Annotated in this window: 25 protein-coding genes; 9 read left to right on the top strand and 16 right to left on the bottom strand. The window is 67.9% G+C overall.

The genetic code is table 11. The annotated features are described in order from the left end of the window. The 4 genes from hpaB to hpaI are packed head-to-tail and all read right to left on the bottom strand — an operon-like array spanning position 1 to position 4,644. A complete protein-coding gene (hpaB, locus tag LXN00_RS09615) occupies positions 1–1,458 on the bottom strand; it encodes a 4-hydroxyphenylacetate 3-monooxygenase, oxygenase component (protein ID WP_234507701.1) in 1,458 nt (485 codons plus the stop codon). An 11-nt stretch (positions 1,459–1,469) separates the two neighbouring features. Next, on the bottom strand, positions 1,470–3,017 hold the full coding sequence (gene hpaE, locus LXN00_RS09610; RefSeq protein ID WP_234507699.1) for a 5-carboxymethyl-2-hydroxymuconate semialdehyde dehydrogenase: 1,548 nt from the start codon (positions 3,015–3,017) through the stop codon (positions 1,470–1,472). Then, positions 3,014–3,754 (bottom strand): fumarylacetoacetate hydrolase family protein, encoded by a 741-nt coding sequence (locus tag LXN00_RS09605; protein WP_234507697.1) that lies wholly within the window; start codon positions 3,752–3,754, stop codon positions 3,014–3,016. Before LXN00_RS09605 ends, hpaE begins: the two co-directional genes overlap by 4 nt. Continuing rightward, positions 3,751–4,644 (bottom strand): 2,4-dihydroxyhept-2-ene-1,7-dioic acid aldolase, encoded by an 894-nt coding sequence (hpaI, locus tag LXN00_RS09600; protein WP_234507695.1) that lies wholly within the window; start codon positions 4,642–4,644, stop codon positions 3,751–3,753. The genes LXN00_RS09605 and hpaI overlap by 4 nt, the downstream gene beginning before the upstream one ends. A 147-nt stretch (positions 4,645–4,791) precedes the next feature. Between hpaI and LXN00_RS09595 the strand changes: the two genes are divergently transcribed. Together LXN00_RS09595 and LXN00_RS09590 are read left to right on the top strand one after the other, a co-directional pair. Beyond that, positions 4,792–6,165: a PucR family transcriptional regulator gene (locus LXN00_RS09595; protein ID WP_234507797.1), complete on the top strand. Its 1,374-nt coding sequence runs from the start codon at positions 4,792–4,794 to the stop codon at positions 6,163–6,165. A 9-nt stretch (positions 6,166–6,174) separates the two neighbouring features. Then, complete coding sequence (locus LXN00_RS09590) at positions 6,175–6,600, top strand: hypothetical protein (RefSeq protein ID WP_234507694.1); 426 nt, start codon at positions 6,175–6,177, stop codon at positions 6,598–6,600. A gap of 27 nt (positions 6,601–6,627) precedes the next feature. On the opposite strand, the gene LXN00_RS09585 is transcribed toward LXN00_RS09590, so the two are convergent. The 7 genes from LXN00_RS09585 to serA form a co-directional block, all read right to left on the bottom strand. After that, positions 6,628–7,383 carry a hypothetical protein gene (locus tag LXN00_RS09585; protein ID WP_234507692.1) on the bottom strand — a complete coding sequence of 252 codons (756 nt, stop codon included), beginning with the start codon at positions 7,381–7,383 and terminating at the stop codon, positions 6,628–6,630. Then, the gene (locus LXN00_RS09580) at positions 7,384–8,067 is read right to left on the bottom strand and encodes an ABC transporter ATP-binding protein (protein ID WP_234507690.1); all 684 of its coding nucleotides are present in this window, start codon (positions 8,065–8,067) and stop codon (positions 7,384–7,386) included. A gap of 9 nt (positions 8,068–8,076) precedes the next feature. Next, a complete protein-coding gene (locus LXN00_RS09575) occupies positions 8,077–9,273 on the bottom strand; it encodes an ABC transporter permease (protein ID WP_234507688.1) in 1,197 nt (398 codons plus the stop codon). Then, positions 9,274–9,966 carry an outer membrane lipoprotein-sorting protein gene (locus tag LXN00_RS09570; RefSeq protein WP_234507686.1) on the bottom strand — a complete coding sequence of 231 codons (693 nt, stop codon included), beginning with the start codon at positions 9,964–9,966 and terminating at the stop codon, positions 9,274–9,276. A 2-nt stretch (positions 9,967–9,968) separates the two neighbouring features. Continuing rightward, entirely contained in the window at positions 9,969–11,147 is a 1,179-nt protein-coding gene (locus LXN00_RS09565; protein ID WP_234507684.1) for an ABC transporter permease, read from the bottom strand. Then, positions 11,144–11,587 carry a GbsR/MarR family transcriptional regulator gene (locus LXN00_RS09560; RefSeq protein ID WP_234507682.1) on the bottom strand — a complete coding sequence of 148 codons (444 nt, stop codon included), beginning with the start codon at positions 11,585–11,587 and terminating at the stop codon, positions 11,144–11,146. Before LXN00_RS09560 ends, LXN00_RS09565 begins: the two co-directional genes overlap by 4 nt. Positions 11,588–11,708: 121 nt before the next feature. Continuing rightward, positions 11,709–13,277 (bottom strand): phosphoglycerate dehydrogenase, encoded by a 1,569-nt coding sequence (gene serA, locus LXN00_RS09555; RefSeq protein ID WP_234507679.1) that lies wholly within the window; start codon positions 13,275–13,277, stop codon positions 11,709–11,711. A 98-nt stretch (positions 13,278–13,375) separates the two neighbouring features. Here serA and LXN00_RS09550 point away from each other — a divergent pair, with 98 nt between their 5' ends. From LXN00_RS09550 to LXN00_RS09535, 4 genes are read left to right on the top strand one after another with little or no spacing between them, the layout of a single operon-like run. Further along, positions 13,376–14,218, top strand: a complete 843-nt coding sequence (locus LXN00_RS09550; RefSeq protein WP_234507677.1) for a DegV family protein — start codon at positions 13,376–13,378, stop codon at positions 14,216–14,218. A 1-nt stretch (position 14,219) separates the two neighbouring features. Next, on the top strand, positions 14,220–15,044 hold the full coding sequence (locus LXN00_RS09545; protein WP_234507675.1) for a DegV family protein: 825 nt from the start codon (positions 14,220–14,222) through the stop codon (positions 15,042–15,044). Between the two features lie 2 nt (positions 15,045–15,046). Continuing rightward, positions 15,047–15,505, top strand: a complete 459-nt coding sequence (gene dtd, locus LXN00_RS09540) for a D-aminoacyl-tRNA deacylase (RefSeq protein ID WP_234507673.1) — start codon at positions 15,047–15,049, stop codon at positions 15,503–15,505. Between the two features lie 60 nt (positions 15,506–15,565). Further along, the gene (locus tag LXN00_RS09535; RefSeq protein WP_234507671.1) at positions 15,566–16,600 is read left to right on the top strand and encodes a fatty acid desaturase; all 1,035 of its coding nucleotides are present in this window, start codon (positions 15,566–15,568) and stop codon (positions 16,598–16,600) included. Here LXN00_RS09535 and purH read toward each other — a convergent pair. After that, entirely contained in the window at positions 16,597–18,087 is a 1,491-nt protein-coding gene (gene purH, locus LXN00_RS09530; RefSeq protein WP_234507669.1) for a bifunctional phosphoribosylaminoimidazolecarboxamide formyltransferase/IMP cyclohydrolase, read from the bottom strand. The two genes, LXN00_RS09535 and purH, sit on opposite strands and share 4 nt — an antisense overlap. A 31-nt stretch (positions 18,088–18,118) precedes the next feature. Here purH and LXN00_RS09525 point away from each other — a divergent pair, with 31 nt between their 5' ends. The 3 genes from LXN00_RS09525 to LXN00_RS09515 all read left to right on the top strand — a co-directional run bounded on the left by LXN00_RS09525 (position 18,119) and on the right by LXN00_RS09515 (position 20,420). Next, positions 18,119–18,505 (top strand): GatB/YqeY domain-containing protein, encoded by a 387-nt coding sequence (locus LXN00_RS09525; RefSeq protein WP_234507667.1) that lies wholly within the window; start codon positions 18,119–18,121, stop codon positions 18,503–18,505. Continuing rightward, positions 18,502–19,050 carry an NUDIX hydrolase gene (locus LXN00_RS09520; protein ID WP_234507665.1) on the top strand — a complete coding sequence of 183 codons (549 nt, stop codon included), beginning with the start codon at positions 18,502–18,504 and terminating at the stop codon, positions 19,048–19,050. The genes LXN00_RS09525 and LXN00_RS09520 overlap by 4 nt, the downstream gene beginning before the upstream one ends. Positions 19,051–19,121: 71 nt before the next feature. Beyond that, complete coding sequence (locus LXN00_RS09515; RefSeq protein ID WP_234507664.1) at positions 19,122–20,420, top strand: acetyl ornithine aminotransferase family protein; 1,299 nt, start codon at positions 19,122–19,124, stop codon at positions 20,418–20,420. A 40-nt stretch (positions 20,421–20,460) separates the two neighbouring features. Here the strand turns inward: LXN00_RS09515 and LXN00_RS09510 are convergent, their stop codons facing one another. From LXN00_RS09510 to LXN00_RS09495, 4 genes are read right to left on the bottom strand one after another with little or no spacing between them, the layout of a single operon-like run. Beyond that, positions 20,461–21,600 carry a BMP family ABC transporter substrate-binding protein gene (locus LXN00_RS09510; RefSeq protein ID WP_234507662.1) on the bottom strand — a complete coding sequence of 380 codons (1,140 nt, stop codon included), beginning with the start codon at positions 21,598–21,600 and terminating at the stop codon, positions 20,461–20,463. Positions 21,601–21,603: 3 nt separating this feature from the next. After that, a complete protein-coding gene (locus tag LXN00_RS09505; RefSeq protein ID WP_234507660.1) occupies positions 21,604–22,437 on the bottom strand; it encodes an ABC transporter permease in 834 nt (277 codons plus the stop codon). Beyond that, positions 22,437–23,486, bottom strand: a complete 1,050-nt coding sequence (locus LXN00_RS09500) for an ABC transporter permease (RefSeq protein WP_234507659.1) — start codon at positions 23,484–23,486, stop codon at positions 22,437–22,439. Before LXN00_RS09500 ends, LXN00_RS09505 begins: the two co-directional genes overlap by 1 nt. Beyond that, entirely contained in the window at positions 23,483–24,952 is a 1,470-nt protein-coding gene (locus LXN00_RS09495) for an ABC transporter ATP-binding protein (RefSeq protein ID WP_234507657.1), read from the bottom strand. Before LXN00_RS09495 ends, LXN00_RS09500 begins: the two co-directional genes overlap by 4 nt. Between the last annotated feature and the right edge of the window lie 5 nt (positions 24,953–24,957).

Here is a 24,957-nt window from a genome sequence, read left to right as displayed (position 1 = left end):
TCACGCCTCCACCTCCTCCTGGGCGAAGACGCCGAGGGAGGCCCTGAGGTACGCCCGGATCCGCTCCTTGTAGGGCTCCTTATCGTACACCTGGTAGAGGGTCTGGTACATGCGCACGGGGTCGCCGAAGAAGAAGCGCTCGTAAAGCTCCTGCCGGGCCCCAAAGCCGGAAAGGGTCATGTCCCAGGCCAGGCGGAAGAGGGCCACCCGCTCCCGGGCGTCCAGGGTGGCCCCTTGGAGGTACTTGTCCAGAAGGGGCGCCAAGGGGCCCTTGAAGTCCTTTTCCGAGGGCAGGGTGATGAGGCCCGAGGCCCCGATCTGCTCCAGGATTTCCCTTAGCCTCGGGTAAAGCCTCGGGTAGAGGTTCCGGGCCCCGTCCAAGGCCTTGCGGTCCGGCACCAGGAGGCCATAGGCGTTTTCCTTGGCCTCCTCCTCCGCCCGGGTCCAGAAGGCCTTCATGGCCTCGAGGTAGACGATGATCTCGGCGATCTTCTCCTGCACGTGGCCGTAGGCGTCGGCCCCGATGCCCTCGGCCATGAGGGCCGCTACCCCCAAGAAGGCCTCCGTCTTGGCCGTCTTCAGGGCCACCACCTGGTGGGCCATGTGGTTCAGGGCGCCCGTCTGGGCGTAGGCGTTGTTGCAAAGCTCCACGTTCCCCAGGATGAAGACCCGCTCCCAGGGCACCAGGACGTCGTCAAAGATGACGAGGCAGTCCATCTCCTCGAGGCGGCTAGAGAGGGGGTAGTCAAAGGGGCTATCCCCCCCCACCAGGGCCTCCCGGCAGACGAAGTGGAGCCCAGGGGTGGAGGTGGGAAGGGCGAAGGCGATGGCGTACTTCTCGCTCCCTGGCCCCTCCTTGAGGAGGGTGGAGGGGAAGATTAAGACCTCGTCCGCCAAGGGGAAGGTGGCGGTCATCCGGGCCCCCCGCACCACGATGCCCTTCTCCGTCTGCCGCACCACTCCCACGGGGATGTAGGGGTCGGGCTGGGCGGAAGGGGGCTTGGCCCGGTTCACCTGGGGGTTGGTGAGGGCGTGGGTGGTGGCCAGGTCGTGGTCCCGCAGGTAGCGGTAGTAGTTCCGGACGTTTTCGGCGAACTCCCCGAAGTACGCGGCGCTCGCCGCATAGGCCATGACCACGGCGTTCAGGTAGTCGGGGCTTCGGCCCATCATGCCCAGGTTCTGGTCCGCCCAGAGCTTGTAGGCCTGGCCCCGCCGCTTCAGGTCCTCCTTGGTCTTGGGGATGAGGAAGCTCATGCCGTGGCGCTTCCCCTCCGCCTCGTAGGTGAGGGCTTCCTGGAACCGGGGGTCGTGCTGCAGGTCGTAAAGGGCCGCCATGGTGCGCACGATCCCCCGGAAGACCGGGTGGGTGGTGGGGTCCTCCACCTTCTCCCCCTTGTACCAGAGGTTTGGGGGCCTCTCCCGCAGGGCCTCTATGTACTCCGCTCCCGTCCTCGCCATCCTTCACCTCCTCACTTGCCGAACCTCGGAATGTGGGGGGGCCGCAAGGGGAGGGCCACGCTCTTCAGGTCGGTGTAGAACTCCAGGGCGTAGAACCCTCCCTCCCGCCGGTCCCCGCTCGCCTTCACCCCGCCGAAGGGGGTGGGCAGGTGGCGCACGTTGTGGCTATTGAGGTAGACCATGCCCGCCTCCAACTCCAAGGCCAGGCGGTGGGCCCGCTCCAGGTCCTTGGTAAAGACGTAGGCGGCGAGGCCGTACTTGGTATCGTTGGCCTTCCTGAGGGCGTCCTCCTCGTCCTTGAAGGGGATGGCCAAGAGCACCGGCCCGAAGATCTCCTCCTGGGCGATCCTCATGTGGTTCTCCCCCACGAAGAGGGTGGGCTCCAGGTAGTTGCCCTGGGAGAGGTCCTCCCCCCGGAAGGAGCGGGTGGCCCGCCTGCCCCCCACGAGGAGCCTTGCCCCTTCCTCGAGGCCCACCCGGACGTACCCCAGGACGCGCTCCAGGTGTTCGGGGTGGATCAGGGGCCCCACCTCCGTCTCGGGGTCCAAGGGGTGGCCCACGCGGATGGCCCTGGCCCTTTCCGCCACCTTGGCCACGAACTCCTCAAAGATGCCCTCCTCCACCAGGAGGCGGGAGCTCGCCGTGCACCTTTCCCCGTTGAAGGAGTAGATCTGGAAGACCACGGCGTCCAGGGCCCTTTCCAGGTCGGCGTCGGCGAAGACCAAGGCGGGGCTTTTCCCCCCGAGCTCCAAGGAAAGCCGCTTGAGGTGACGGGCGGCGTTCTGCATCACCACCTTCCCCGTCTCCGTCTCCCCGGTGAGGGTGATGAGGGGCACCAGGGGGTGGGCCACCAGGGCCGCCCCCGCCTCCTCCCCGAAGCCCTGGACCAGGTTGAAGACCCCAGGGGGCAGGTCCGCCTCCTGGAAGATCTCCGCCAGTTTGCTGGCGGTGAAGGGGCTCCACTCCGCCGGCTTCAGGACCACGGTATCCCCGAAGGCCAGGGCGGGGGCGATGCGCCAGGTGGAGAGCATCAGGGGGGCGTTCCAGGGGGTGATGATGCCCACGGGGCCCACGGGGACCCTAAGGGCGTAGTAGAGCCAGTCCCGGTCCACGGGGTAGGTGCGGTCCTCCATGGCGTGCTCGGCGTACTCGGCGTAGAAGGCGAAGTTCTCGGCGGCGCGGGCCACCTGGGCCCGCACGATGCGCAGGACCTGCCCGGCGTCCAGGCACTCCATCACGGCGAGCTCGTCGGCGTGCTTCTCTATGAGCTCCGCCACCTTGAGGAGGTAGCGCTTCCTCTCCTTGGCCTTGGTGCGGCTCCACGTGGCGAAGGCCTCGTGGGCCGCCCGGGCGGCGCGGTCCACCTCCCGCTCCCCGCCCCTCGCCGCATGGCCCAGGACCTCGTTGCTGGCGGGGTCCAGGGAGGGGAAGGTTTCCCCGCTTTCCGAGGGGAGGAACTCCCCCTTGATGAAGTGGAGGGCGGGCTTCTCCTGGAGGCGCCGCCGCACCGCCTCAATGGTTTCCCAAGGGATTCCCGCCACGGCGTCGGCGTACCTCATGCTTCCTCCTCTATGGGGTTTTCCAGGGCCCCCAGGCCCTCAATCTCCAGGCGCATCACGTCCCCCGGGTGGACCTGGCTGATCCCCTTGGGGGTGCCGGTGAGGAGGACATCGTAGGGCTCCAGGGTCATGAACTCGGAGATGAACGCCAAAAGCTCCGCCACGGAGTAGAGCATCCTCGAGGTGTGCCCCTCCTGCCGGAGCTCCCCGTTCACGTAGGCCCTTAGCCAGAGGTTCTGGGGGTCCTCCACCTCCCCCACCGCCAGGAAGGGCCCAAGGGGCAAGAAGGTGTCCCGCCCCTTGGCCCGGATGGGGGGGCGGAAGGTGTTCGTCACGTAGTCCCGGGCCACCAGGTCGTTGGCGATGGTGTAGCCGAGGACGTAGTCCAGGGCGTCCTTGGCCTTCACCCGCTTCATGGGCCTCCCCACCACCACGGCGAGCTCCACCTCGTAGTGGACGAACCGCGCCCCCTTGGGGTAAAGCACCACCCCCTTGTGGGGGAGGAGGCTCGTGTTGGGCTTCCAGAAGAGGGCGGGCTCCTCGGGGCGGGCGAGGCCCAGTTCCTCGGCGTGGTCGGCGTAGTTCAGGGCCACCCCCAGGATCTTCCCCGGGGTGAAGGGGAGGAGCCAGGTCACCCCCTCGGGGTCGTGGGCCTCCCCCGCCTCGTCCAGGAGGAGGCCGTCCCTATAGACCCCCTGGTGCACCCTTCCCTTGGCGAGAAAGCGGGCGAGCTTCATGCCGCCTCCACGGGGACGAGGCCGTAGCGCTCCGCCATCCGCCGAAGCCGCATCTCCACCTCGGGGGTGGTGGGGCCCAAGGGGGGCCGCCACTCCTTCTCCAAAAGCCCCATCCAGGCGAGCACGGTCTTGAGGGGGATGGGGTTCGTGTCCCAGAAGATGGCCTCGTTGGCCTCGAGGAGGTAGTAGTGCATCTCCCTGGCCCCCTCGTAGTCCCCCGCCAGGGCCCTCTCGCAGAGGAGGGCCACCTCCTTGGGGAGCCAGTTGGCAGTGGCGGCGATGGTGCCCACCGCCCCCAGGCTCATCATGGGCAGGGTGAGGCTCTCCAGGCCGCAGAAGACGAGGAAGTCCCGCCCCGCCTCGGCGAAGAGGTGGGAGAGGTACTCCAGGTCCTTGGAGGAGTGCTTGAGGCCCACGATGTTGGGGAAGTCCCGCCGGAGGCGGGCCACGGTCTTAGGGGCGATCTCCACCCCCGCCCGCCCGGGGATGTTGTAGATGAGGAGGGGGAAGTCGGGCACCGCCTTGGCCACCTCGGCGAAGTAGCGGTAAAGGCCCTCCTGGTTGGGCTTCACGTAGTAGGGGACGATGACCATGGCCCCTTGCGCCCCCGCCTCCCGGGCGAAGCGGGTGAGCTCCAGGGTTTCCTCCAGGCGCAAGGCCCCCGTTCCCGGGATGACGGGCACCCTCCCCGCCACCTGGTCCAGGACCACCTCTAGGGCCCGTTTTCGCTCCTCCAGGGTCTGGGTGCCGGGCTCCCCCGTGGTTCCCCCCACGCTCACCCCGTGGGACCCCCCCTGCACCACCCGCTCCACCAGGCGGCGCAAGGCCTCCTCGTCTAGCTTGCCCTTGCGAAAGGGTGTGGGTAAGGGCGGTATGGAACCCTGGAACATGCGCTTCTCCTTTCGTTTCCCAGGATGCCTAGGGGGCGGGCTTCGGGCAATCGTACGGACAAACAAAGTTTCGGCGTCATTTGTTTAGATACACACTCTTCTCCGCCTTGCCCCGGACAAAGGCAGGTGGTATTGGTGAAATACACAATGCCCGAGGCAGAGTTTGGTCAAGACCCCATCTCCTTCACCGCCCTGGCGGAGGCCCTGGGCCTAACCCTCCGGGTCCCCACCTCCCGCCCCGCCCTCTTCGTCCTCCCCGAGCCCCGCCCGCTCCTCCCCCTGGAGGGGGCCCTCCTCCTCTTCCGCCCCGAGGGGAGCCTCTTCCGTTACCGGGCGGCCACGGGCTTCCTCCTCCCCGGGCCCGACCCCGAGGTGGAGGCCTTCGCCCAAAGCGAGGGCCTGGGCCTGGCCCTTTACCCCCCTTGGCTCGGCCGGGAGGAGGTGGAGAAGGCCCTCGCCCTCCGCCTCTTCGCCCTGGCGCCGGGCCTAGCCTTGGCAAGCCTCGTGGACCTCCTCCTGAAGCTTCCGGACCGCCCCTTCCTGGAGGTCCTGCACCAGGCCACGGGCCTGCCCCTGGCCCGGGTGGCCCCCTGGGGGGAGGTCCTGGGCTTCGCCGGCCCCGTGCCCCCCAGGCACCCCGAGGCTCCGGGGGAGGGCCGGGGGTGGCTTGCCCTCGAGGCCGGGGAAGGGGTGCTGGTGGCCTACGGGGAGGAGGGGGCGCTCAAGCGGGCGAGGGGGCTTCTGGAGGTGGCGGCCCGGCTCCTCAAGGTGCGCTCCTTGGAGAAAAGCCTGGAAAGGATGCGGGAGGAGTCCTTGGGGGCGGCGCTTCTGGAGGGCCTCATCCTGGGGGAGGCGGAGGCGGAAAGGCTTTTCGCCTTCGGCTTCGCCGAGGGGGTGGAGTGGGTCCTGGCCTTGGCCGAGCCCCCCGAGGTCCCGGGCCGCCACCGCCTGGCGGAGGAAAGGCGCAGGGAGGCCACCCTGGAACTGAGGCGCCAGGCGGGGGCCTACCTGGACCGGCTCGGCGTCCCCTACCTCCTCGCCACCCGGGGGAACCGGGTGGCAGCCATGTGGCAGGTGCATAGCCCCAAAAAGGAGGCGGAAGGGCTTCTCAAAGCCCTCATCCCGGGAAGCCGCCTGGGCTACTCCGCCGTCCACGCCGACCGGGCGGTGCAGGAGGCCTACCGCGAGGCCCTCATCGCCCTCAAGGCGGCGCGGGCGGGGGAGGCCCTCTCCTTCACAGGCCTGGACCCCGTGGCCTTCGTCCTCCTGCAACAGTCCCCGGAGGACCTCAGGGCCCTGGTGGAGCGTTACCTCCCCCTTCCCCCCAAGCTCCTTCGGACCCTCGAGGCCTACATGGCCTCGGGGAGCGTGGAGGAAGCGGCGAGCAGGCTCCACGTCCACCCCAACACCCTGCGCTACCGCCTGAAGCGCATTGAGGCCGTGGTGGGCCCCTTGGGCCAGCCGGAAACCCTGGCCCGGGTGCACCTCGCCCTCCGGGCCCGCGACCTCCTTTTGGGCTAAGATGCCCTTATGGGAAAGCTCAAGGTCTTGCTCGCCTTCTTGGCGCTAGGGGTAGGTTTGGCCCAAACCCTGGTGGAGGTGACGGCGGTGGCCGCCCTGAGCTCAAGCCTGGACCCGGCCGTGCGGCTTCCCGCAGGCTCCTACAAGGCCCGCAGCCCCGAACCCCTTCTCGCCCGCTTTCCCGAGGCCAAGGGGTACGCCCTCGAGGCCTTCGCCGCCAAGGGCCTAGCCGCCAGGCTCCACGCCACCTTCGTCCAGCAGGTGCTCACCGCCTTCGCCGCCGCTGGGTACTTCGTGGAAAGCCAGGAGGAGCGGGTGGTGGACGGGGAGGTGCGGACCAAGTACGTGCTCAAGGACAGCCTAGGACGGCCGGCCCTCCTCCTGGTGGTGCGGAAGGGGGATGAGTTGGTGTACGGGTTTGGCAAGCGTAAGTGAGACTTTTCACGATGTAACTTGCTTGTGCTAAAACTCTCCTCTAAACCCCATGCCCCACGTCCACACCCCAGACCCCCAGCCCACCCTTACCCAAAACTCCTCCCCCTCCAACGCAAGCGAACCCCACCACCCCGCCCCGTACCCCAACGCCCCCGCAAGCCTCAAGCCTTCTAAAGGCCAGACCGCCCCCAAGGCCCCGCCCCAGGGGTAGGTGCCCTCGAGGGTCACCATCCCCTCCCCCAAGGCCAGGGTCGCCCCCACGAGGGCAAAGGGGCCTCCTGCCCCAAGCCGGCCCTCCCCGTAGGCCACCGCCTCTCCCAGCCGCACGCTCCCCGCCACGCCCCCGCCCTCCCTCTCCAGCCAAACCCGCACCTCGGGCCACGCCGCCTCCAGGAAGCCCCCCCGGTCCCAGGCGTAGCCTAAGCGGAGGCGCCAAGGGCCGTACCAGGTGAGCGCACCGCCCCACACCCCCTCCTCGCCCCCGGTGGGGCTTGGGGCATTCCAGGTGTATGGGAAAAGCCGCCCCTCCCCAAGCGTCAAGGGAAAGCGCCCCAGAAGAAGCCTCCACTCCCCCTCCTCCGCCACCAAGTAAAGCCTTTCCAAGGAAAGCCCGCCCTCTCCCTCCCGCAGGTAGGGGGCGAGGGCGTAGGAAACCCGCACCCCCTCCCCTAGCTCCCCCGAGAAGCGCAGGAAAAACGTGGGCGCGGGCCCCAGGCCGTACACCCCCGCCTCCCACCCTTGGCCCAGGGCGGGAAGGAGCAGGAAGGGCCAAAGCCAGCGCACCTAGCGCACCTCCTCCCCCACGATGCGCCCGTCCTCCAGGCGCACCACCCGCCGCACATGCTCCAAAAGCCTCGGGTCGTGGGTGGAAAAGAGAAAGGTGACCCCCTGGGCCTCGTTCAGGGCCTTCATCCGCTCAATGAGGGCGAGGCCCGTGCGGGAGTCCAGGTTGGCGGTGGGCTCGTCCGCCAAGACGATGACGGGCTCGGCCGCCAAGGCCCGGGCCACCGCCACCCGTTGCTGCTCCCCGCCGGAAAGCTGCCGGGGAAAGCGGTGGGCCTTGTCCTTTAAGCCCAAGGCGGCCAGGGCCTCCAAGGCCCGCCGCTCCCGCTCGGCCTTGGGGACCCCCCGAAGCTCCAGGACGAAGGCGGCGTTCTCCAAGGCGGTGAGGACGGGCAAGAGGTTGTAGGCCTGGAAGACGAGGCCGATGCGTTCCAGGCGGAAGCGGGCCCTGGCCGAGCGGTTCAGGCGGTCCAGGCGCACCCCGCCCACATAGACCTCCCCTTCCGTGGGCAGGTCCAGGCCCGCCAGGATGTGGAGGAGCGTGCTCTTGCCGCTCCCCGAAGGCCCCACCAAGGCGGTGAACTCCCCCTTTTCCACCGCCAGGCTCACCCCCCGCAGGGCCTCGGTTTCCACCCCGTCCCCCCGGTACACCTTCCGCACTCCCTTGGCTTCCACGATGGGCATACCACCCTCCTACGGCACGTAGCGCATGGCGTCCACGGGCTCCAGCCTCGAGGCCAGCCACCCCGGCCACAAGGCGGCCAAAAGCGCCACCCCCACGGCGTAGCCCAGGGTGAGGAGAACCCCCTCCACCCCGAGCCGCCCGTAGAGGACCTCCGGCAGGCCGAACTCCTTGTACTGCTCCAGGATCCAAGCGGGTAGCGGCAAACGGAAGCCATCGGCGAGCTCCAGGTGAACCATAAGCCCCGCCGCCACCCCCACCAGGGCCGCCACCCCCACGAGGAGGAAGCTTTCCCAAAAGACCAGGCTCATAAGCCGCCTCCCCGTGAGCCCCAAGGCCGCAAGGAGCCCAAACTCCCTTACCCGCTCCACCAAGGAAAGGTAAAGGGCGTTGAGGAGGATAAGCCCCCCAAGGATGAAGAAAATCCCCACGTAGACGCTCATCACCGTGTCGTAGAGGGGAAGAAGAGCGGCGTAGAGAGGGTTCGCCTCCAGCCAGGTTTCCACCACGAGGCCGGGAAGCTCGGGCGCCAGGCGCGCCTTCAGGTCTTCCAGGGGCTTAAGGTCGTAAAGGCCCACCCAGGGAAGCCTTATCTCTAGCCGGCTCACCCGCCCCGGGGCCAGAAGGGCCTGGGCGTCCTCCAAAAGGACCATGGCGGTGCGGGCCTCCAGGTGGGTTTCCGGTAGGTCCAGTAGCCCCACCACCCGGAAGGCGTAGACCCCAAGCCCCAGGCTTCCGGGAGCGTAGGCCACCACCTCGCCCCCCAAACCCACCTTCAGGGCCTTGGCCAAGGCCTCGCCCAACAGGGTCTCCCCCGAGGCCTCAGGGAAGCGGCCTTCCTTGAGGAGGTTTTTCTGCCGGGCAAAACCTTCCCGGGTAAGCCCCGTGAGGATCACCGCCCGGCTCCTTTCCCCCGCGAGGAGGAGCCCGCCCCCTTCCAACACCCCTTCCGCCTTGGCCCCTTCCGGCAGGGAAAGGAGGGGGGGCACGAAGGTGAGGCTTTCCAGATCCTCCTTCTCCTGGTAGCCCTCCACCCGCACCACCAGGTGCCCCGTGCGGTCCAGGGTGGTCTGGAAGAAGGCGTCAAAGGCCCCGGCGTACACCGAGAGGAACACCAAGGAGAGGAAGACCACGAGGGCCACCACCCCGCCCGTGGTGAGGTTCCGCCCAGGCGTCCTTAAGAGGTTCCGCCAGGCAAGGCGAAGCACCTAGCACCCCCTTTCCAGGTAAAGCGGGTTGAAGCACCTTTCCGGCACCGGCCCCACCTTTACCTCCACGATCTCCACCCGCGTGCGGTACCCCTCCTTAAGGAGGTCCCGCACCTCCATGACCTTGGGCAAAAAGGCCCCATCCAGGCGCTGGTAGCCCAGGAGGAGGAGCTCCCGCACCGCCTGGCCCCGCTGGTCGTGGTAGCGCACCCGCTCTATCAGGCCTTCTTTTAGGTAGACCTCCACCCGGCCGTAAGGGGTGGCTGCCTGCGGCTTGGGCGTGAGGACCAAGACCCCATCCGCCTCCGAGACCTCAAAGAGGTCCTCCAGGTCCCGGCCCATGAGGTCCTGGTAGGTGAGGTCCGAGCCCAGGAAGCGCTCCGTGCGCCCCGTGGGGGGCAGGCGCAGGGTCCGCCCCAAGCGGGGGTCGTAGAGGTAGAGGTCCTGCCCCAGGGAAAGGTAGGCCTGCCCCGCCTCGCCCTTGGGCTCCAGAACCCGGATCTGGGCCCGCTCCCCATCCGTGTATACCCGAAGCCGGTAGGACTTCGTGCTCCCGGGCCGCTCCACCTGGACCAGGTAGACCCCTTGGTGGGCGGGGCCCCGAAGGCGGTCCAAGGCCGCTTTGAGCTTGGCCAAAGGGCTTTGGGCCAGGACCAAGGCCAGAATGACAACCAGCGCTAAGGCACGCTTCATCCTCACTCCCCCTTTAGGTATCGCGGCAGGTCCAACCCGAGCACCAGCCGCCCCGGGAAAAGCCAAGCGAGGAGGCCCGAGAAGGCCACCACCAAGAAGGCGTACAGGGCGTAAACCGGGCGCACGGCGGTGTACAGGTGCTCGGAAAGCCCCGACTCCGGCAAGAGCTCCACGCTAAGCCGCATGAGGGGCCCGAAGACGTCGTGGGTAGCGGTGTAGGCGAGGAGCGCGTAGCCCAGGAGAAGGCCCAGCACGAGGCCCACGCCGCTCGCCAGGGCGGCCTCGAGGGCCACCCCCACCGCAAGGCGAAGGGGCGTGAGGCCCAGGCTTTCGCCCACGGCGAACTCCCTAAGCCTTTCCCGCACGCTCACGTACGTGGTGCTCACCACGGCCACGGCGGCGAGGAGCATGAAAAGGCCCATGAGGGGGATGTAGAAGAGCCGGCTTCCCTCGTAGTCCGCCCGGATGGGCCCCATGAGATCCCAAACCCCCTTGGCCCTTAGGCCCTGGGGCAGCAAGGCGTTGAGCGCCAGGGCGGTGGCCTCCTCCCGGCCCCGGGGAGCCCACACCGCCAGGTGGGTGGCGAGGATGCCCTGGCCCGCCAGGCGCCGGGCGTCCTCCAGGTGGAGGTAGACCCCGGCGAAGTCCACGTTGGAAACCCCGGAACGCACAATTCCCACCACGCTAAGGCCTAGGGCCGCCTTGCCCGTTTCCAGCACGAGCCTTTCCCCAAGCCGCACGTCCAGGCGCTCCGCCAAGCGGTGCCCCAGGACCACCTCCCCAGGGCCCGAAAGCCACCTCCCCTCCTTCACCTTGGCGGGGACCCGGGAAAGCCTCCTTTCCCCGTCCGGGTCCACCCCCAGCACCACGCCCCCCTCCGAGCGGTAGGGCGAGCGCAGGAGGGCGTAGAGGGAAAGCCTGGGCGTGAAGGGCTCGGGCAGGGAGGGAAGGGCCATGAGGCCGTTTTCCGGGTCAGGGTCCTCCCACCAGGCCTCCTTGGCCACCACCACCGGGGCCTCCACGTAGCCGGCGTAGGCGTCCACCAGGCTCTCCCCATACCCGTCCAGGAAACCGAAGAGGAAAAGCGTGGCCACGGTGACGTAGACCACCACCAAGGACAAGAGCGCCGTGCGCCGCCGTTGCCGCATGACGTTTCGCCAGGCCAGCCGCAAGAGGGTCATACTTCCTCCTCAAAGCGGGCGAGCAACTGGGGAAGCTCCCGCTCCAAAAAGGCGTAAAAGGCCCCCATTTCCCGAAGCCGCCCACCCCTCTCCTCCCCCACCAGACGTAGCCCCCGTTCCGCCTGTTCCCGGTACCGCCCCAAGACCCGCACCTGCTCGCCCAGAAGGCGCCGCCAGGTCCCAGGGCGGACGCTGTAGCGGTCGGACCGCTCCCCAGGGCGGCGCTGCCGCTCCACCAGGTGAAGCCGGGTGAGGAGGTGAAGCGCCGGGCTCAGGGCCCCCTTACTCGCCCCCAGGGCCTCGGCCATCTGCCGGGCCGTCTGCTCCGGGGGTTCCGCCACCAGGAGCCAGGCCAGAACCCGGCCCGCCATGCGGGGCAGGCCCGCCTCCTCAAAGAGGAGGGCGGTTTCCTCTAGCCAGCGCTTGAGCTCGGGGTCCACAGGGTTAGGCTACCAAGTTCCGAATGTTCGGTCAATTCTGAACCATACGACAATTATATGTGAATTCCCGCACGATTTTACTCGCTCGTGAGCGTCTTCTCCGCCTAGCCCAACCTCCCCTTCACCCCATCTCCGCCAGGTCCACCCGCTCCAGTACGGGGAGCGCCCGCAAGGCCTCCAACACCTCCGCCGAGGGCTTCTGGTCCACGGTGAGGACGAAAAGCGCCCTCCCCCCGGGCACGTCCCGCCCCAGTTGCATCCCGGCGATGTTCACCCCAGCCTCGCCCAAAAGCGTCCCCACCTGGCCCACCACGCCCGGGCGGTCGTAGTTCACGCAGACCAGCATGTACCCCTCGGGCACCACCTCGAGGGCGTAGTCGTCTATCCCCACGAGCCTCGGCTTCCCCCCCATCACCACCCCCCGGGCCCGGCGCTCCTCCTGGTCGGTGGTGAGGCGCACCTCCACCAAGCGGGCGTACTCCCCCGCCTCCTCCGAGCGGCGGGTAACGAGGCGGATCCCCCGGTCCTTGAGAAGCGGCCTGGCGGAAACCAGGTTCACCGCCTCACCCCCCAGGACCCGGGAAAGAAACCCCTTGGCCACGGCGTTGGCCATGGGCTCGGGGTCCTTCTCAAACTGGCCGAGGAAGCTCACCTCCAAGGCCTCGGGACGGCCTTTGGTGATCTGGGCGAGGAGCTTCCCCAAGGCCTCCCCCAGGGGCAGGAAGCCCCGCAGGGCCTCTAGGGCCTCGGGGTCAAAGCCGGTGTTCAGGGCGTAGGACAGGTCCCCCTCGAGGGTGCGCACCACCCGCTCCAAAATGGCCTCACCCACCCGCTCCTGGGCCTCCAGGGTGTTCGCCCCCAGGTGGGCGGTGAGGACCACCTTGGGGTGGGCGAGGAGGGGGTGGTCCTTGGGGGGCGGCTCCTCGCTGAAGACGTCCAGGCCGGCGGCGAAGAGGTGGCCCTCCTCCAACACCTCCAAAAGGGCCTTCTCGTCAATGATCCCGCCCCGGGCGGCGTTCACCACCACGGCCCCCCGGGGCAAGAGGTAAAGCTCCCGCCGCCCAATCATCCCCCGGGTTTCCTCGGTGAGGGGGGTGTGCACCGTGAGGAAGTGGCTTTGGCGGAGGAGGTCCTCCAGGTGCTCTTGTAGCTCCACCCCGAGGCTTTCCGCCCGGGTCCTCGGGATGTAGGGGTCGTAGGCCAAGACCCGCATCTCAAACCCCTTGGCGAAGCGGGCCACCTGGCTTCCAATCCGCCCGAGGCCCACGATGCCCAGGGTCTTCCCTTTAAGCTCAAGCCCCAAAAACTTCCGGTCCCACTCCCCTTGGCGGATCTTGCGGTCCGAGAGGGCGATGCCCCGGGCGGCGGCAAGGAGGAGGCCGAAGGCGAGCTCGGCCGCCGAGCGGGTGTTGGCCTCGGGCACGTTCACCACCAGGATGCCCAGGCGGCTTGCCGCCTCGAGGTCCACGTTATCCACCCCCACCCCGCCCCGGCCCACTACCTTAAGCCGCTTGCCCCGCTCCAAAAGCTCGGCGTCCACCCGGGTGCGGCTGCGGGTGATGAGGGCATCGTAGGCGGGGATGATCTCCAAAAGCTCCTCCCGCGAGATGCCCGGCCGGTAGTCCAGGAGAACCCCGGGGTATTTCACGTCCCCAAGCCGCATATCGTCGGAGACCAGGACCCGCCACATATACCCTTGACCCTAGCAAAAACGAGCGCCCAGGGCAACTTGCCCGCTACACTACACCACCCCTGTGGTATCCTGTCCCGGACAACACGGAGGTTTGGATGAGGGTAGCCTTGGTGACGGACTCCACCGCCGACCTGCCCAAGCCCCTACGGGAGCGCCTGGGCATCCGCGTCGTCCCCCTGTACGTGTCTTTGGGCGGACGGGTTTACCGGGACTGGGAAGAGATTGCCCCGGAGGAAATCTTCAGGAAGGTCCGGGAGGGAAGCGCCTTCCCCACCACCAGCCAGCCCTCCCCCGAAGACTTCCTCAAGGTGTACCAAGAAGCTCTCCAAAACGCCGACCACATGCTTTCCATTCACATCTCCAGCAAGCTCTCCGGCACCGTGCAGTCGGCGGAGCTCGCCGCCAAGGACTTCCCGGGCCGGGTGACCGTCTTTGACTCCCTGGCCGCCTCCTTGGGCATCGGCATGATGGTCCTGAGGGCCCACGAGCTCCTAGAGGAAGGCCAGCCCCTTGCCTCCGTTTTGGACGAGCTCAAGCGCATCCGCCAGGACCACTTCGTGCGCTTTAGCGTGGCCACCCTGGAGTTCTTGCGCCGGGGCGGGCGCATCGGCGGGGCGCAGGCCCTCTTGGGCACCCTCCTCGGCATCAAGCCCATCCTCACCCTGAAGGAAGGGCGCGTGGAGGCGGCAGGCCGGGCCCGCGGGGAGAGGAAGGCCCGGGAGGAAATCGTCAAGGACTTCCGCACCTGGGGGGAAGGCCGCGGGCGCATCCGGGCCTTCTTCCTCTATAGCGCCGAGGAGGGTGCCGTGCGGGAACTCAAGGAGATGGTCCTCGCCTCGGGCCTTCCCGTGGAGGAGGCCTTGGTGAGCGAGCTGGGCGCGGTGATCGCTAGCCACACGGGGCCTGGAACCTATGGCTTCTACGCCTATAGCCTCTAACGTGGCCTTCGTGGCCGACTCCACCTTGGGGCTTACCCCGGAGGAGGCCAAGGCCCGGGGCATCCACCTGGTGCCCCAGCAGGTGGTTTGGAAGGAGCGCGCCTTCCGGGACCTCCTGGAGATCACCCCGGAAGAGGTGGTCCAGCTTCTGGAAAGGGGCGAACACCTCACCACGAGCCAGGTGGCCCCCGAGGACCTGAGAAGGGCCTACGAGGCGCTCTTGAAGACCCACGAGCGGGTGGTTTCCGTCCACGTTTCCGGGAAGCTCTCCGGCACCGTGGCCACCGCCCAAAGCGTGGCCCAGGCTTTTGGCGGGCGGGTGAAGGTGGTGGACTCCTGGTCCTTAAATGGTGGGCTTCTTTTGGTTTTGGAGGAGGCGAGGCGGCTCCTCGCCACGGGCACCCCTTGGGAGCGTCTGGAAGAGGCCTTGGCTCCCTACCGGGAGCGGGTCATGGGCTTCGTCCTCCCCAAGACCCTCACCTACCTGCACCGCTCGGGGCGGATTTCCGGGATCACGCACCTGGTGGGAAGCCTGCTTCGCATCCTGCCGGTCCTCGAGGTCCGGGGGGGCGAGGTGGTGCCAGGCCCCAGGGTCCGGGGCTTCGCCGAAGGGCTCAAGAAGGTGGCCGAGCTCTTCCGCCACCGCTTCCCTAAAGGGGCCTTGGCCTACGTGGCCCACGTGGGGAACCCCGAAGGGGCGAGGGCCCTAGCAGAGGCGGTAAGGGCGGAAGGCGTGGAGCTCCAAGGCACCCTCTTCGCCGGGGCGGCGGTGAGCGTCCACGCCGGGCCCGGCACCGTGGCCCTTTTCGCCGGGGAAAGGAGGTAAGGGTGCGGGCGGTGGTGCAACGGGTCACGGAGGCCTTCGTGGAGGTGGAGGGCGAGGTGGTGGGAAGGATTGGCCTGGGGCTCCTGGTCCTCTTGGGCGTGGGGCAAAGGGATACCCCAGAGGACGCCCAGTACCTGGCCCGCAAGATCGTCCACCTCCGGGTCTTTGCCGATGCCGATGGCAAGATGAACCTCTCCCTGAAGGACGTGGGGGGCGAGGTGCTTCTCGTGAGCCAGTTCACCCTTTACGCCGACACCCGGAAGGGAAACCGCCCCTCCTTCCTCCAGGCCGCCCCGCCCGAGGTGGGGCGAAGGCTTTACGAGGAGGCCATTGAGGCCTTCCTGGCCCAAGGGGTCCACGTGGAAACCGGGGTGTACGGGGCCCACATGCGCATCCATCTGGTAAACGACGGCCCCGTGACCCTCCTCTTGGACTCGGAAGACCGCCTAAAACCCCGGTAGGCTCATCCCTCTCATCCTTTTCCAGGCTAAGGTAAGGCACTCCCCGAAAGAGGAGCGCCTATGCATAAGGTAGAACCCAAAGACTGGATCCCCCTCATCAAGCCCTACGCCAAGCCCAACACCCTGCGAAGCCTCCGCCAGGTGGCGGACACCCTCCTCCCCCTCCTCGCCCTCTTCTTCCTCGCCCACAAGGCCCTTTCCGTTTCCCTCCTCCTCACCCTGGCCCTGGACTTCGTGGCGGCGCTTTTTCTGGTAAGGCTTTTTATCCTGCAACACGACGCCGGACACGGCTCCTTCTTCCCCAAGAAGTGGATGAACGACCTCTTGGGCTTCTTCGCCGGGGTCCTCACCCTGGTGCCCTACCATCACTGGCAACTTTCCCACGCCCGGCACCACGCCACGAGCGGCAACCTGGACAAAAGGGGCGTGGGGGACATCTACACCATGACCCTGGAGGAGTACCTGCGGGCCACGCCCCGGGAGCGCCTCGGCTACCGGCTCTACCGCAACCCCTTCGTCATGTTCTTCCTCGGGCCCATCTACGTCTTCATGCTCTCCTACCGCCTGCCCTTGGGCTACGGGTCGGACCGCCCCTCGGTGCGGAACAGCGTGGCCCTCACCAACCTGGCCTTGGTCCTTCTCCTCGTGGGCATCGGGGTCTTCTTGGGCCCCAAAACCCTCCTTTTCGTCTACCTCCCCATCCAGTACCTGGCGGGGATGGTGGGCATCTTCCTCTTCTACGTGCAGCATCAGTTTGAAGACGCCTACTGGGAGCACGACCCCCGTTGGGAGCACCTGAAGGCGGCCATGGAGGGGAGCACCTACCTGAAGCTCCCCAAGGTCCTCCAGTGGCTCACCGGAAACATCGGCTTCCACCACATCCACCACCTGGCCCCCAAGATCCCCAACTACCTCCTGCCCAAGGTGCAGGAGGAGGTGGACCTGGTGAAGGTGGCCCCCACGGTGACCCTGAAGGACGCCTTCCAAATCGCCTTCGCCGACCTGCACCTGCACGACGAGGAAAGCCGCAAGCTGGTGGGGTTCAAGGAGGCGCAAAGGCGGCTTAAGGCCGCCCGGGGCAAGCTTTCCCTCTAGTGCCGGAAGTGGCGCACCCCCGTGAAGACCATGGCCATCCCCGCCTCGTCCGCCGCCTGGATGGAGTCCTTGTCCCGCACGCTCCCCCCGGGCTGGATGATGGCGGCGATGCCGAACTCCGCCGCCAGGCGCACCACGTCGTCAAAGGGGAAGAAGGCGTCCGAGGCCAAGACCGCTCCCTTCGCCCCCTCCTTGGCGGTCTTCAGGGCGTGCTTGGCGGCGGCGTAGCGGTTGGTCTGGCCCACCCCGATGCCCAAGGTCATCCCCCCCTTGGCCACCACGATGGCGTTGGAGCGCACGTGCTTCACCACCTTCCAGGCGAAGAGGAGGTCCCGCCACTCCGCTTCCGTGGGGGCCCTTTGCGTCACCACCTTGGGGTCTATGGGGTCTAGGGTGTCGGCGTCCTGGAGGAGCACCCCGCCCCGGATGCGCCTCAGGTCCAGGTAGGGGCCCTGGGCCAGGGCGGGGACCTCGAGGAGGCGCAGGTTCTTCTTCCGGGCAAAGACCCTTAGGGCCTCCTCGCTAAAGCCCGGGGCCAGGACCACCTCCAGGAAAACCTCCGCCATGGCCTCCGCCGTGGGGCCATCCACCTCCCGGTTGCAGGCCACGATGCCCCCGAAGATGGAAACCGGGTCCGCCTGGTAGGCCTTTTGGTAGGCCTCGAGGGGGGTTTCCCCCAGGGCGACCCCGCAGGGGTTTTGGTGCTTCACCGCCACGCAGGCGGGCTCACCGAACTCGGAAACCAGGTTCCAGGCGGCCTCGGCGTCCAGGTAGTTGTTGAAGCTCATGGCCTTGCCCTGGAGGACCCGGGCCGCAAGGAGAGGCCCCTCCTCCCCCGCCACCCGGTAAAGCGCCGCCTCCTGGTGGGGGTTTTCCCCGTAGCGCAAGGGGGAAACCCGCTCCAGGGCCAAGAACTTCTCCTCGGGGAACTTCTCCCCGGAAAGCCACTCGGCGATGGCGGCGTCGTAACGGGCGGTGTGGGCGAAGGCCTTGCGGGCGAGGGCCCGGCGGAACTCGGGGCTTGGCCCTTCCCGCAGGGCCTCCAGGACCCGCGGGTAGTCCTCCGGGTCGCAGACGGGAAGGACCGCCAGGTGGTTCTTGGCGGCGGCCCGGAGCATGGCGGGCCCCCCGATGTCAATCTGCTCCAGGGCCTCCTCGTAGGAGGCCCCCCGGGCCACGGCCTCCCGGAAGGGGTAGAGGTTCACCGCCAAGACCCCGATCCTTTCCAGACCCAAGGCCCTAAGCTCCGCCTCCTGGTCGGGCCGGGCGAGAAGCCCAGCGTGCACCTTGGGGTGGAGGGTCTTCACCCGGCCCTCCAGGATCTCGGGGAAGCCCGTGAACTCGGAGATGTAGGTGACGGGAAGCCCCGCCTCCGCCAAGGCCTTATACGTGCCCCCGGTGGCGAGGAGGCGAAACCCTAACGCCAGAAGCCCCTGGGCGAAGTCCACGATCCCCCGCTTGTCGGAAACGGAAAGGAGCGCCCACATGAGAGGGATTGTACCCGCTAGACTGAAGGGGATGACCATCTACGAGGCCATCAAGGAAACCATCAAGGAGGCCATGAAGGCCCGGGACCAGAAGACCCTGGACTTCGCCCGGGTGGTGAAGGCGGAGTTGGACCGCAAAGGGGACGGCAAGCCCCTCCCCGACGCCGAGGCGGTGAAGGTGCTAAAGGCGCTTCGGGAGATCGCCCTGGAGCAGGGGAACGCCTTTGAGGTGGCGTTTCTGGACCGCTTCCTGCCCAAGGAGATGACCGAGGAGGAGATAGAGGCCTGGATCCGGGAAAACCTGGACCTCTCCCAGTTCAAAAACCCTTTAGCGGCCATCGGGGCCGTGACCAAGGCCTTGGGCCCCAGGGCCCCTGGGGAGAGGGTCCGGCGGGTCATTGAGCGCATGACCTCATGAACCCCTGGAAGCGGCTTTCCCTGGAGGAGATCCTTTCCGAGCCCGTGCGCCTGGTGCGGGAACGGGTAAGGACCCACACGGGTAAGGAACTCACCTACATCTACCGCCCAGGGCCGGTGGCGGCGAGTTTCGTGCTGCCGGTTACGGAAAGGGCCACCGCCCTCCTCATCCGCCAGTACCGCCACCCCACGGGGAAGTTCCTCCTGGAGGTGCCGGCGGGCAAGGTGGACGCCGGGGAAACCCCGGAGGAGGCGGCGCGGCGGGAACTCCTGGAGGAGGTGGGGGCACGGGCCAAGGAGGTCATCCCCCTTCCCCCCTTCCACCCCCAGCCCTCCTTCACCGCCGTGGTCTTCCACCCCTTCCTGGCCCTGGGGGCGGAGGTGGTGGCGGCCCCGAGCCTCGAGGACGGGGAGCTCTTGGAACCCGTGGAGCTTTCCCTTCGGGAGCTCTACGCCCTTCTGGAAAGGGGCGAGGTCCAGGACGCCGCCACCGCCCTCACCCTCTTCTACGCCAGGCCCCACCTGCACTCCCTGGGCCTCCTTTAGGCATAGCTTTGCACCCACCCGCATAAAGAGCGGGTGGGAGGCCCTTTTCGGGCCTGGTAGACTGGCCCCGTATGAAACCCGAAGTGAAAACGCCCCTCCCTGGACCCATGGCCCAGGCCCTCTCCGAGCGGGCCGAGCGGGTCCTCTCCCCTTCCTACATCCGCCCCTACCCCTTCGTCCCCGCCAAAGGGCAAGGGGTCTTCCTGGAGGACGTGGACGGGAACGTCTTCTTGGACTTCATGGCGGGCATCGCCGTGAACACCACGGGCTACGCCCACCCCAAGGTCCTCGAGGCGGTGCGGGCCCAGGCGGAGCGCTTCGCCCACGTCTGCTTCTCCGACTTCACCCACGAGCCCACCCTCTCCCTGGCCGAGCGCCTGGTGGCGAAGCTTGGCGGAAGGTATCGGGTCTTCTTCGGCAACTCCGGCACCGAGGGGATTGAGGCCGCCATCAAGCTGGTGCGCCACCACACGGGCCGGCCCTACCTCCTCGCCTTCACCGGGGCCTTCCACGGCAGGAGCCTTGGGGCCCTTTCCCTCACCGCCAGCAAGAGCGCCTACCGCAAGGGGTTTGCCCCCCTTTTGCCCGGGGTAGTGCACATCCCCTTCCCCAACCCCTTCCGCCCGCCCCTAGGGGCGAAGCCCGAGGAGGTGGGGGAAGCGGTCTTGGGCTACCTGGAGCACCTCTTCCGCACCACCCTTCCCCCGGAGGAGGTGGCCGCCTTTTTCCTGGAGCCCATCCAGGGCGAGGGGGGGTACGTGGTGCCCCCCAAGGGCTTCCTCCCCAGGCTCAAAGCCCTCCTGGAGCGGCACGGCATCCTCCTGGTGGCGGACGAGGTGCAGTCCGGGGCCGGGCGCACGGGAACCTTCTTCGCCCTGGAGCACGAGGGGGTGGAGGCGGACGTCTACGTCCTGGCCAAGGGCCTGGCCTCGGGCTACCCCCTAAGCGCCCTCCTCTTCCGGGAGGAGCTCGGGAGCTGGCGCCCCGGGGCCCACGGCACCACCTTCGGCGGCCAGGCGGTGGCGGCGGCCGCCGCCCACGCCACCCTGGACCTCTTGGAAGGGGGCCTCATGGAAAACGCCGCCCGGGTGGGGGCCTACCTCCTGGAGGAGCTTAAGGGCATGCAGAAGCGCTTCCCCTTCCTCGGGGACGTGCGGGGCCGGGGGCTTATGATCGGCCTGGACTTCGGCACGCCCGAGGAGGAGCGGCCGGACCTCCGGGATAAGGCCGTGGAAAGGGCGTTCCACAAGGGCCTTCTCCTCCTCCCAGCAGGCCCTTCCGCCCTCCGCATCGCCCCACCCCTCATCCTCACGCGGGAAGAGGCGGCCCTCGGGCTAGAGATCCTGGAAGAAGTCTTCCAGAGCCTGTAGAAAAGGGGCCGGGCCTAGGCCCGGCCCCCCCATGCTTTCCCTACTTCGGCTCCCCCGGCCAGTCCCCCACCACCCCAGGGGCGGCCCACTCCATGGTGAGGAGCTCCTCCAAGGTGGCCTTGCGCCCGGCGGGAATGCGCACCACCCCCTTGCGGTCCCGGATGGGCCCGGTGAAGGGGTCAAAGGTGGGCTTGGGGCTGGACATGTCCTTGAGAAGGGCCATGATGCGGTCGTAGACCGCAACCTCCTTCCCCGCCACCCGCATCTTGGCCTTCTGCAACAGGGGCACGTGCTTGGGGTTGATGGGGACGCCATAGTCCGCCCCCATCTCCACCGCCTTGTGCTGCAGGAGCCAGAAGTAGTCCACGTTCTGCAGGTTCTTGGCGGTGTAGACGCCTTCCTTCACCTTCTTGAGGAAGTCAATGTAGATCACGTCCCAGTGGACGATCTGCCCGGAAACCACGTGGTCGGGGGCGAACTTGAGCATGGGGGTGTAGTGGCCGAAGGAGTAGGCCCCTTTCTTGGCGGCCGTCTGGATCACCGTGGGGGTGTCCTCGGTGAAGGCGAAGACGTCCGCCCCTTGGGAAAGGAGCGCCTCCGTGGCCTCCCGGGCCTTGGCGGGGTCGTACCAGGCGTTGATCCAACGCACCAGGACCTGGGCCTTGGGGTTCACCGCCCGCACCCCCAGGGCGAAGGCGTTGATGTGCCGCTTCACCTCGGGGATGGGGAAGGCGGCCACGTACCCCACCTTGCCCGTCTTGGTGAGGGCCCCGGCGGCGAGGCCGTTCAGGTAGTAGACCTGGTAGAAGTCCGCCATGTAGGTGGCCACGTTGGGGGCCCGTTTGAACCCGGTGGCGTGGGCGAAGATGACGTCCGGGTACTTCTTGGCCGCCTCGAGTACCGCCTCCATGTAGCCGAAGCTGGTGGCGAAGATGACCTGGCACCCCTCCTTCACGAAGCGGTCAATGACGGGCAAGGCCTGGGCCTCCGGAACGCTTTCCACGTAGCGGGTCTCCAACCAAGGGAGCGCCGCCTCCGCCTTCTTCCGCCCAACATCGTGGGCGTAGGTCCAGCCAGCATCCCCCACGGGGCCCACATAGATGAAGCAGGCCTTGAGCTTCTCCCCTTGCGCCAGGCCCATCCCCAAAAGGAGGGCCAAAAGCCAAACCAGTTTCCGCATCCTTCACCTCCCCCGCTCAAAGGGCTGGCCCAGGGCCCTGGGGGCCCGGGACCGGCCCGAGAGGGCCAGGACCAGGATAACCAGAAGGTAGGGCATGGCGGCGAAGGCCTCGGACGGTATAGGTACACTGCCCTGAAGCCGAAACTGCAGGAAGAAGAGGAGGCCGAAGAGGTAGGCCCCAAAGACCGCCCGCAGGGGCTCCCAGGCGGCCAGGATCACCAAGGCGATGGCCACCCAGCCAAGCCCCGAGGTCATCCCGTCCGTCCAGGAAGGGCGGTAAGCCAAGGAAAGGTACGCCCCACCAAGGCCGATCAGCCCACCCCCAAGCCCCAAGGCCAGGTAGCGCACCCCCTCCACGCCCACCCCAAAGAGGTCCGCCGCCTTGGGGTTCTCCCCCACGCTCCTCAGGTAAAGGCCAAACCGGCTCCGGTAGAGGAGGAGGTGGAGGAGAAAGGCCAAGAGGAGGGAAAGGAGGGCCAAAGGCACCTCGGGCAAGGGGTTTTCTAGGGGCACCCCCTCGTAGCGCTTCCCCAAGATCCCCGAGGCCCCAAGGCCCAGGGCAGCCACCGCCAACCCCGCCACGAAGGGGTTGGCCCTCAAGGTGATGGCGAAAAGCCCCAGGAAAAGGGAAAGGAGCACCCCCGCCCCCACCCCGGCCACCGCCCCCACCCAAGGCCCCGCCCCCAAGGCGGCGGCGAAGGCGGCGAGGGCCGAAAGGGCCATGATCCCCTCCACCCCCAGGTTCACCACCCCGCTCCGCTCGGCCAGGAGGGCCCCCAAGGCGGCGAGGAGGATAGGGGTACCGAAAAGCACGGCACGCACCAACGCCTCTTCCATCAGCGCCTCCAAAGGATCCGGTGGCGGCTTGCCGCCTCCGCCCCGATCCAGGCCAGGAGCAAAAGCCCCGCCACCACGTCCACTACCCGAAAGGGCATGGAGAAGGCCAGCTTCAAGGCGTCCCCCCCCGCCAGGATGAGCCCGAGGAGGGGGGCGGTGAGGAGGGTAAGCCCCGGCCTTCCCCGGGCGAGCCAGGCCACCAGGATGGCGGTGAAGCCGTAGCCCAGGGAGATCTGGGCGGGTTCCAAAAGCCTCCCGTGGATCCCCGCCACCTCCCCCACCCCGGCAAACCCGGCAAGGAGGCCCGAGGCCACAGCCACCAGGAGGAGAAGCCGCCCCTCCTTAAGCCCCAGGTACCGCGCCGCCTCCCGGTTCTCCCCCAGGATGCGCAAGGCGAAGCCCAAGGGGGTGCGGAAGAGGAGGAGGTGGAGAAGCAGCGCCGCCCCCACCCCAAGGAGCAGGGTGGGCCAGTGGACGAGGGTTTCCCCAAGCCTAGGAAGCCTGGCCGCCTCGGGGAAGCGGTCCGTGTAGAGGAAGCCGAAGACGAACTGCCCCTTCCAAGGCCCCGCCACCAAGTAGACCACCAAGTAGTAGGCCAGGTAGTTCTGCATCAGGGTGGTGAGGATCTCGCTCGCCCCGAAGCGCACCCGAAGCCAAGCGGCAAACCCCGCCCACAAGGCCCCAAGCGCCCCCCCAAGGAAGAACATGAGGAGGAGGGTATAGGGCCCCGGGGGCAGGAAAAGGGCCACGTAGGCCGCCCCCACCGCTCCCATGAGGAGCTGCCCCTCGGCCCCGATGTTGAAGAACCCCACCCGGAAGGCAAGGCTGAGCCCCGCCCCGATGAGGAGGAGGGGGATGGCCCTGCGGGCCACCTCCGCCAGGCCCAAGGGGTCTAAAAGCGGGGAAAGGAGGAGGCCATAGGCCTTTAGGGGGGAGACCCCATAGGCGAGGAAGAGAAGGCCCAAAAGGAGGAAGGCCAGGAGCAAGAAAGCCCCGTAGCTTAAAGCCACCTTCCTGGGGGTAGGGGCGGGGTCTAGCTCCAGTCTCATGCCCGTCCTTCCGCCATCATGCGGCCAAGCCGCTCCCGGTCCGCCTCCTCCCGGGGAACGGGCCCCACCAGCCTTCCGTGGTACAAGGCGGCCACCCGGTGGGAGAGGGCCAGGATCTCGTCCAGGTCCTCGCTCACCAGGAGGATGGCGGCCCCTTGCCGGGCCAGGTCCAAAAGCCTCCCGTGCACCTCCTCCGCCGCCCCCACGTCCACCCCGTAGGTGGGGTGCATGGCCAGGACAAGCCGGGGGCCCCCCTTGAGCTCCCGGGCCAGGATCACCTTTTGCACGTTGCCCCCCGAAAGGAAGCGCACCGGGGTCCTCGGGGAAGGGGCCTTGATGGCGTAAGCGGCCATGAGGGCCCGAGCCTCCTCCTCCAAGCTCCGGTAGTCCAAAAGCCCAAACCGGGCATAGGCGGGATACGTCCTAAGGGCCAGGTTCTCCGCCACGCTCATCCCCCCCACCACGCCCATGGCCCGTTCCTCGGGGATATGGGCCACGCCCAGGGAGAAAACCTGGGCGGGGTCTTTGGGCAGGGGCCTCCCCAAAAAGCGCACCGTGCCCCGATAGGGCCTAAGCCCCGCCAGGGCCTCCACGAGCTCCTTCTGGCCGCTTCCCGCCACCCCGGCCACGCCCAAGACCTCCCCCGCCCGGAGGGCGAAGGAAACCCCTTGGACGGGAAAGCCGTGCCGGGGGACCAGGAGGTCCTCCACCTCCAAGACCACCTCCTCCCGGGGCGGCGGGGCCTTGGGCGGGGGACTAGGGCTCCGGCCCACCATGAGGCGCACCAGGCGCTCCTTGTCCGCCTCCTGCCGCGGGAGTTCCCCCACCTTCTCCCCCGCCCGGAGCACGGCGATGCGGTCGGCGATGGCCAAGACCTCGTCCAGCTTGTGGCTGATGAAGATGACGGCAAGGCCCCCGGCCTTCAGGCGGGCGATCTCCTGAAAAAGCTCTTCCGCCTCCTTGGGGGTAAGGACGCTCGTGGGCTCGTCCAGGATGAGGATCCGGGGACGGTTTAGGAGGGCCCTTAGGAGCTCCACCCGTTGCTTTTCCCCGGCGGAAAGCCTTTCCACCTTGGCCTCGAGGTCCACCCCCAAAGGGTGGTCCTGAAGCAAGGCCCTAAGCCGCCCCACCAAGGCCCGCCGGGCGAAAAAGGGCGGGAGGTCTAGCCCCAGGGCCAGGTTTTCCGCCACGGTGTGGGCCTCTATGAGCTCGGGGTGCTGGGGCACGAGGGCGATGCCAAGCCGCTGGGCCGCCCTGGGGGAGGGGATGCGCACCTCCTTCCCGTCCAGGAGGATCCGCCCCTCATCGGGGGCGTAGAGGCCATAGAGGACGCTCACCAAGGTGGTCTTCCCCGCCCCGTTCTCCCCGAGAAGGGCGAGGACCTCGCCCCGGCCCACCTCGAGGGTGATGCCCCGGTTGGCCACCACGGGTCCAAAGCGCTTGGTGATGTTTTCCAATCGCAGCATGGGAG

Source organism: Thermus brockianus (assembly GCF_021462505.1).
In the GTDB taxonomy this organism is placed as follows: Bacteria; Deinococcota; Deinococci; order Deinococcales; family Thermaceae; genus Thermus; species Thermus hydrothermalis.
This window is presented reverse-complemented; position numbering and strand designations above follow the sequence as displayed.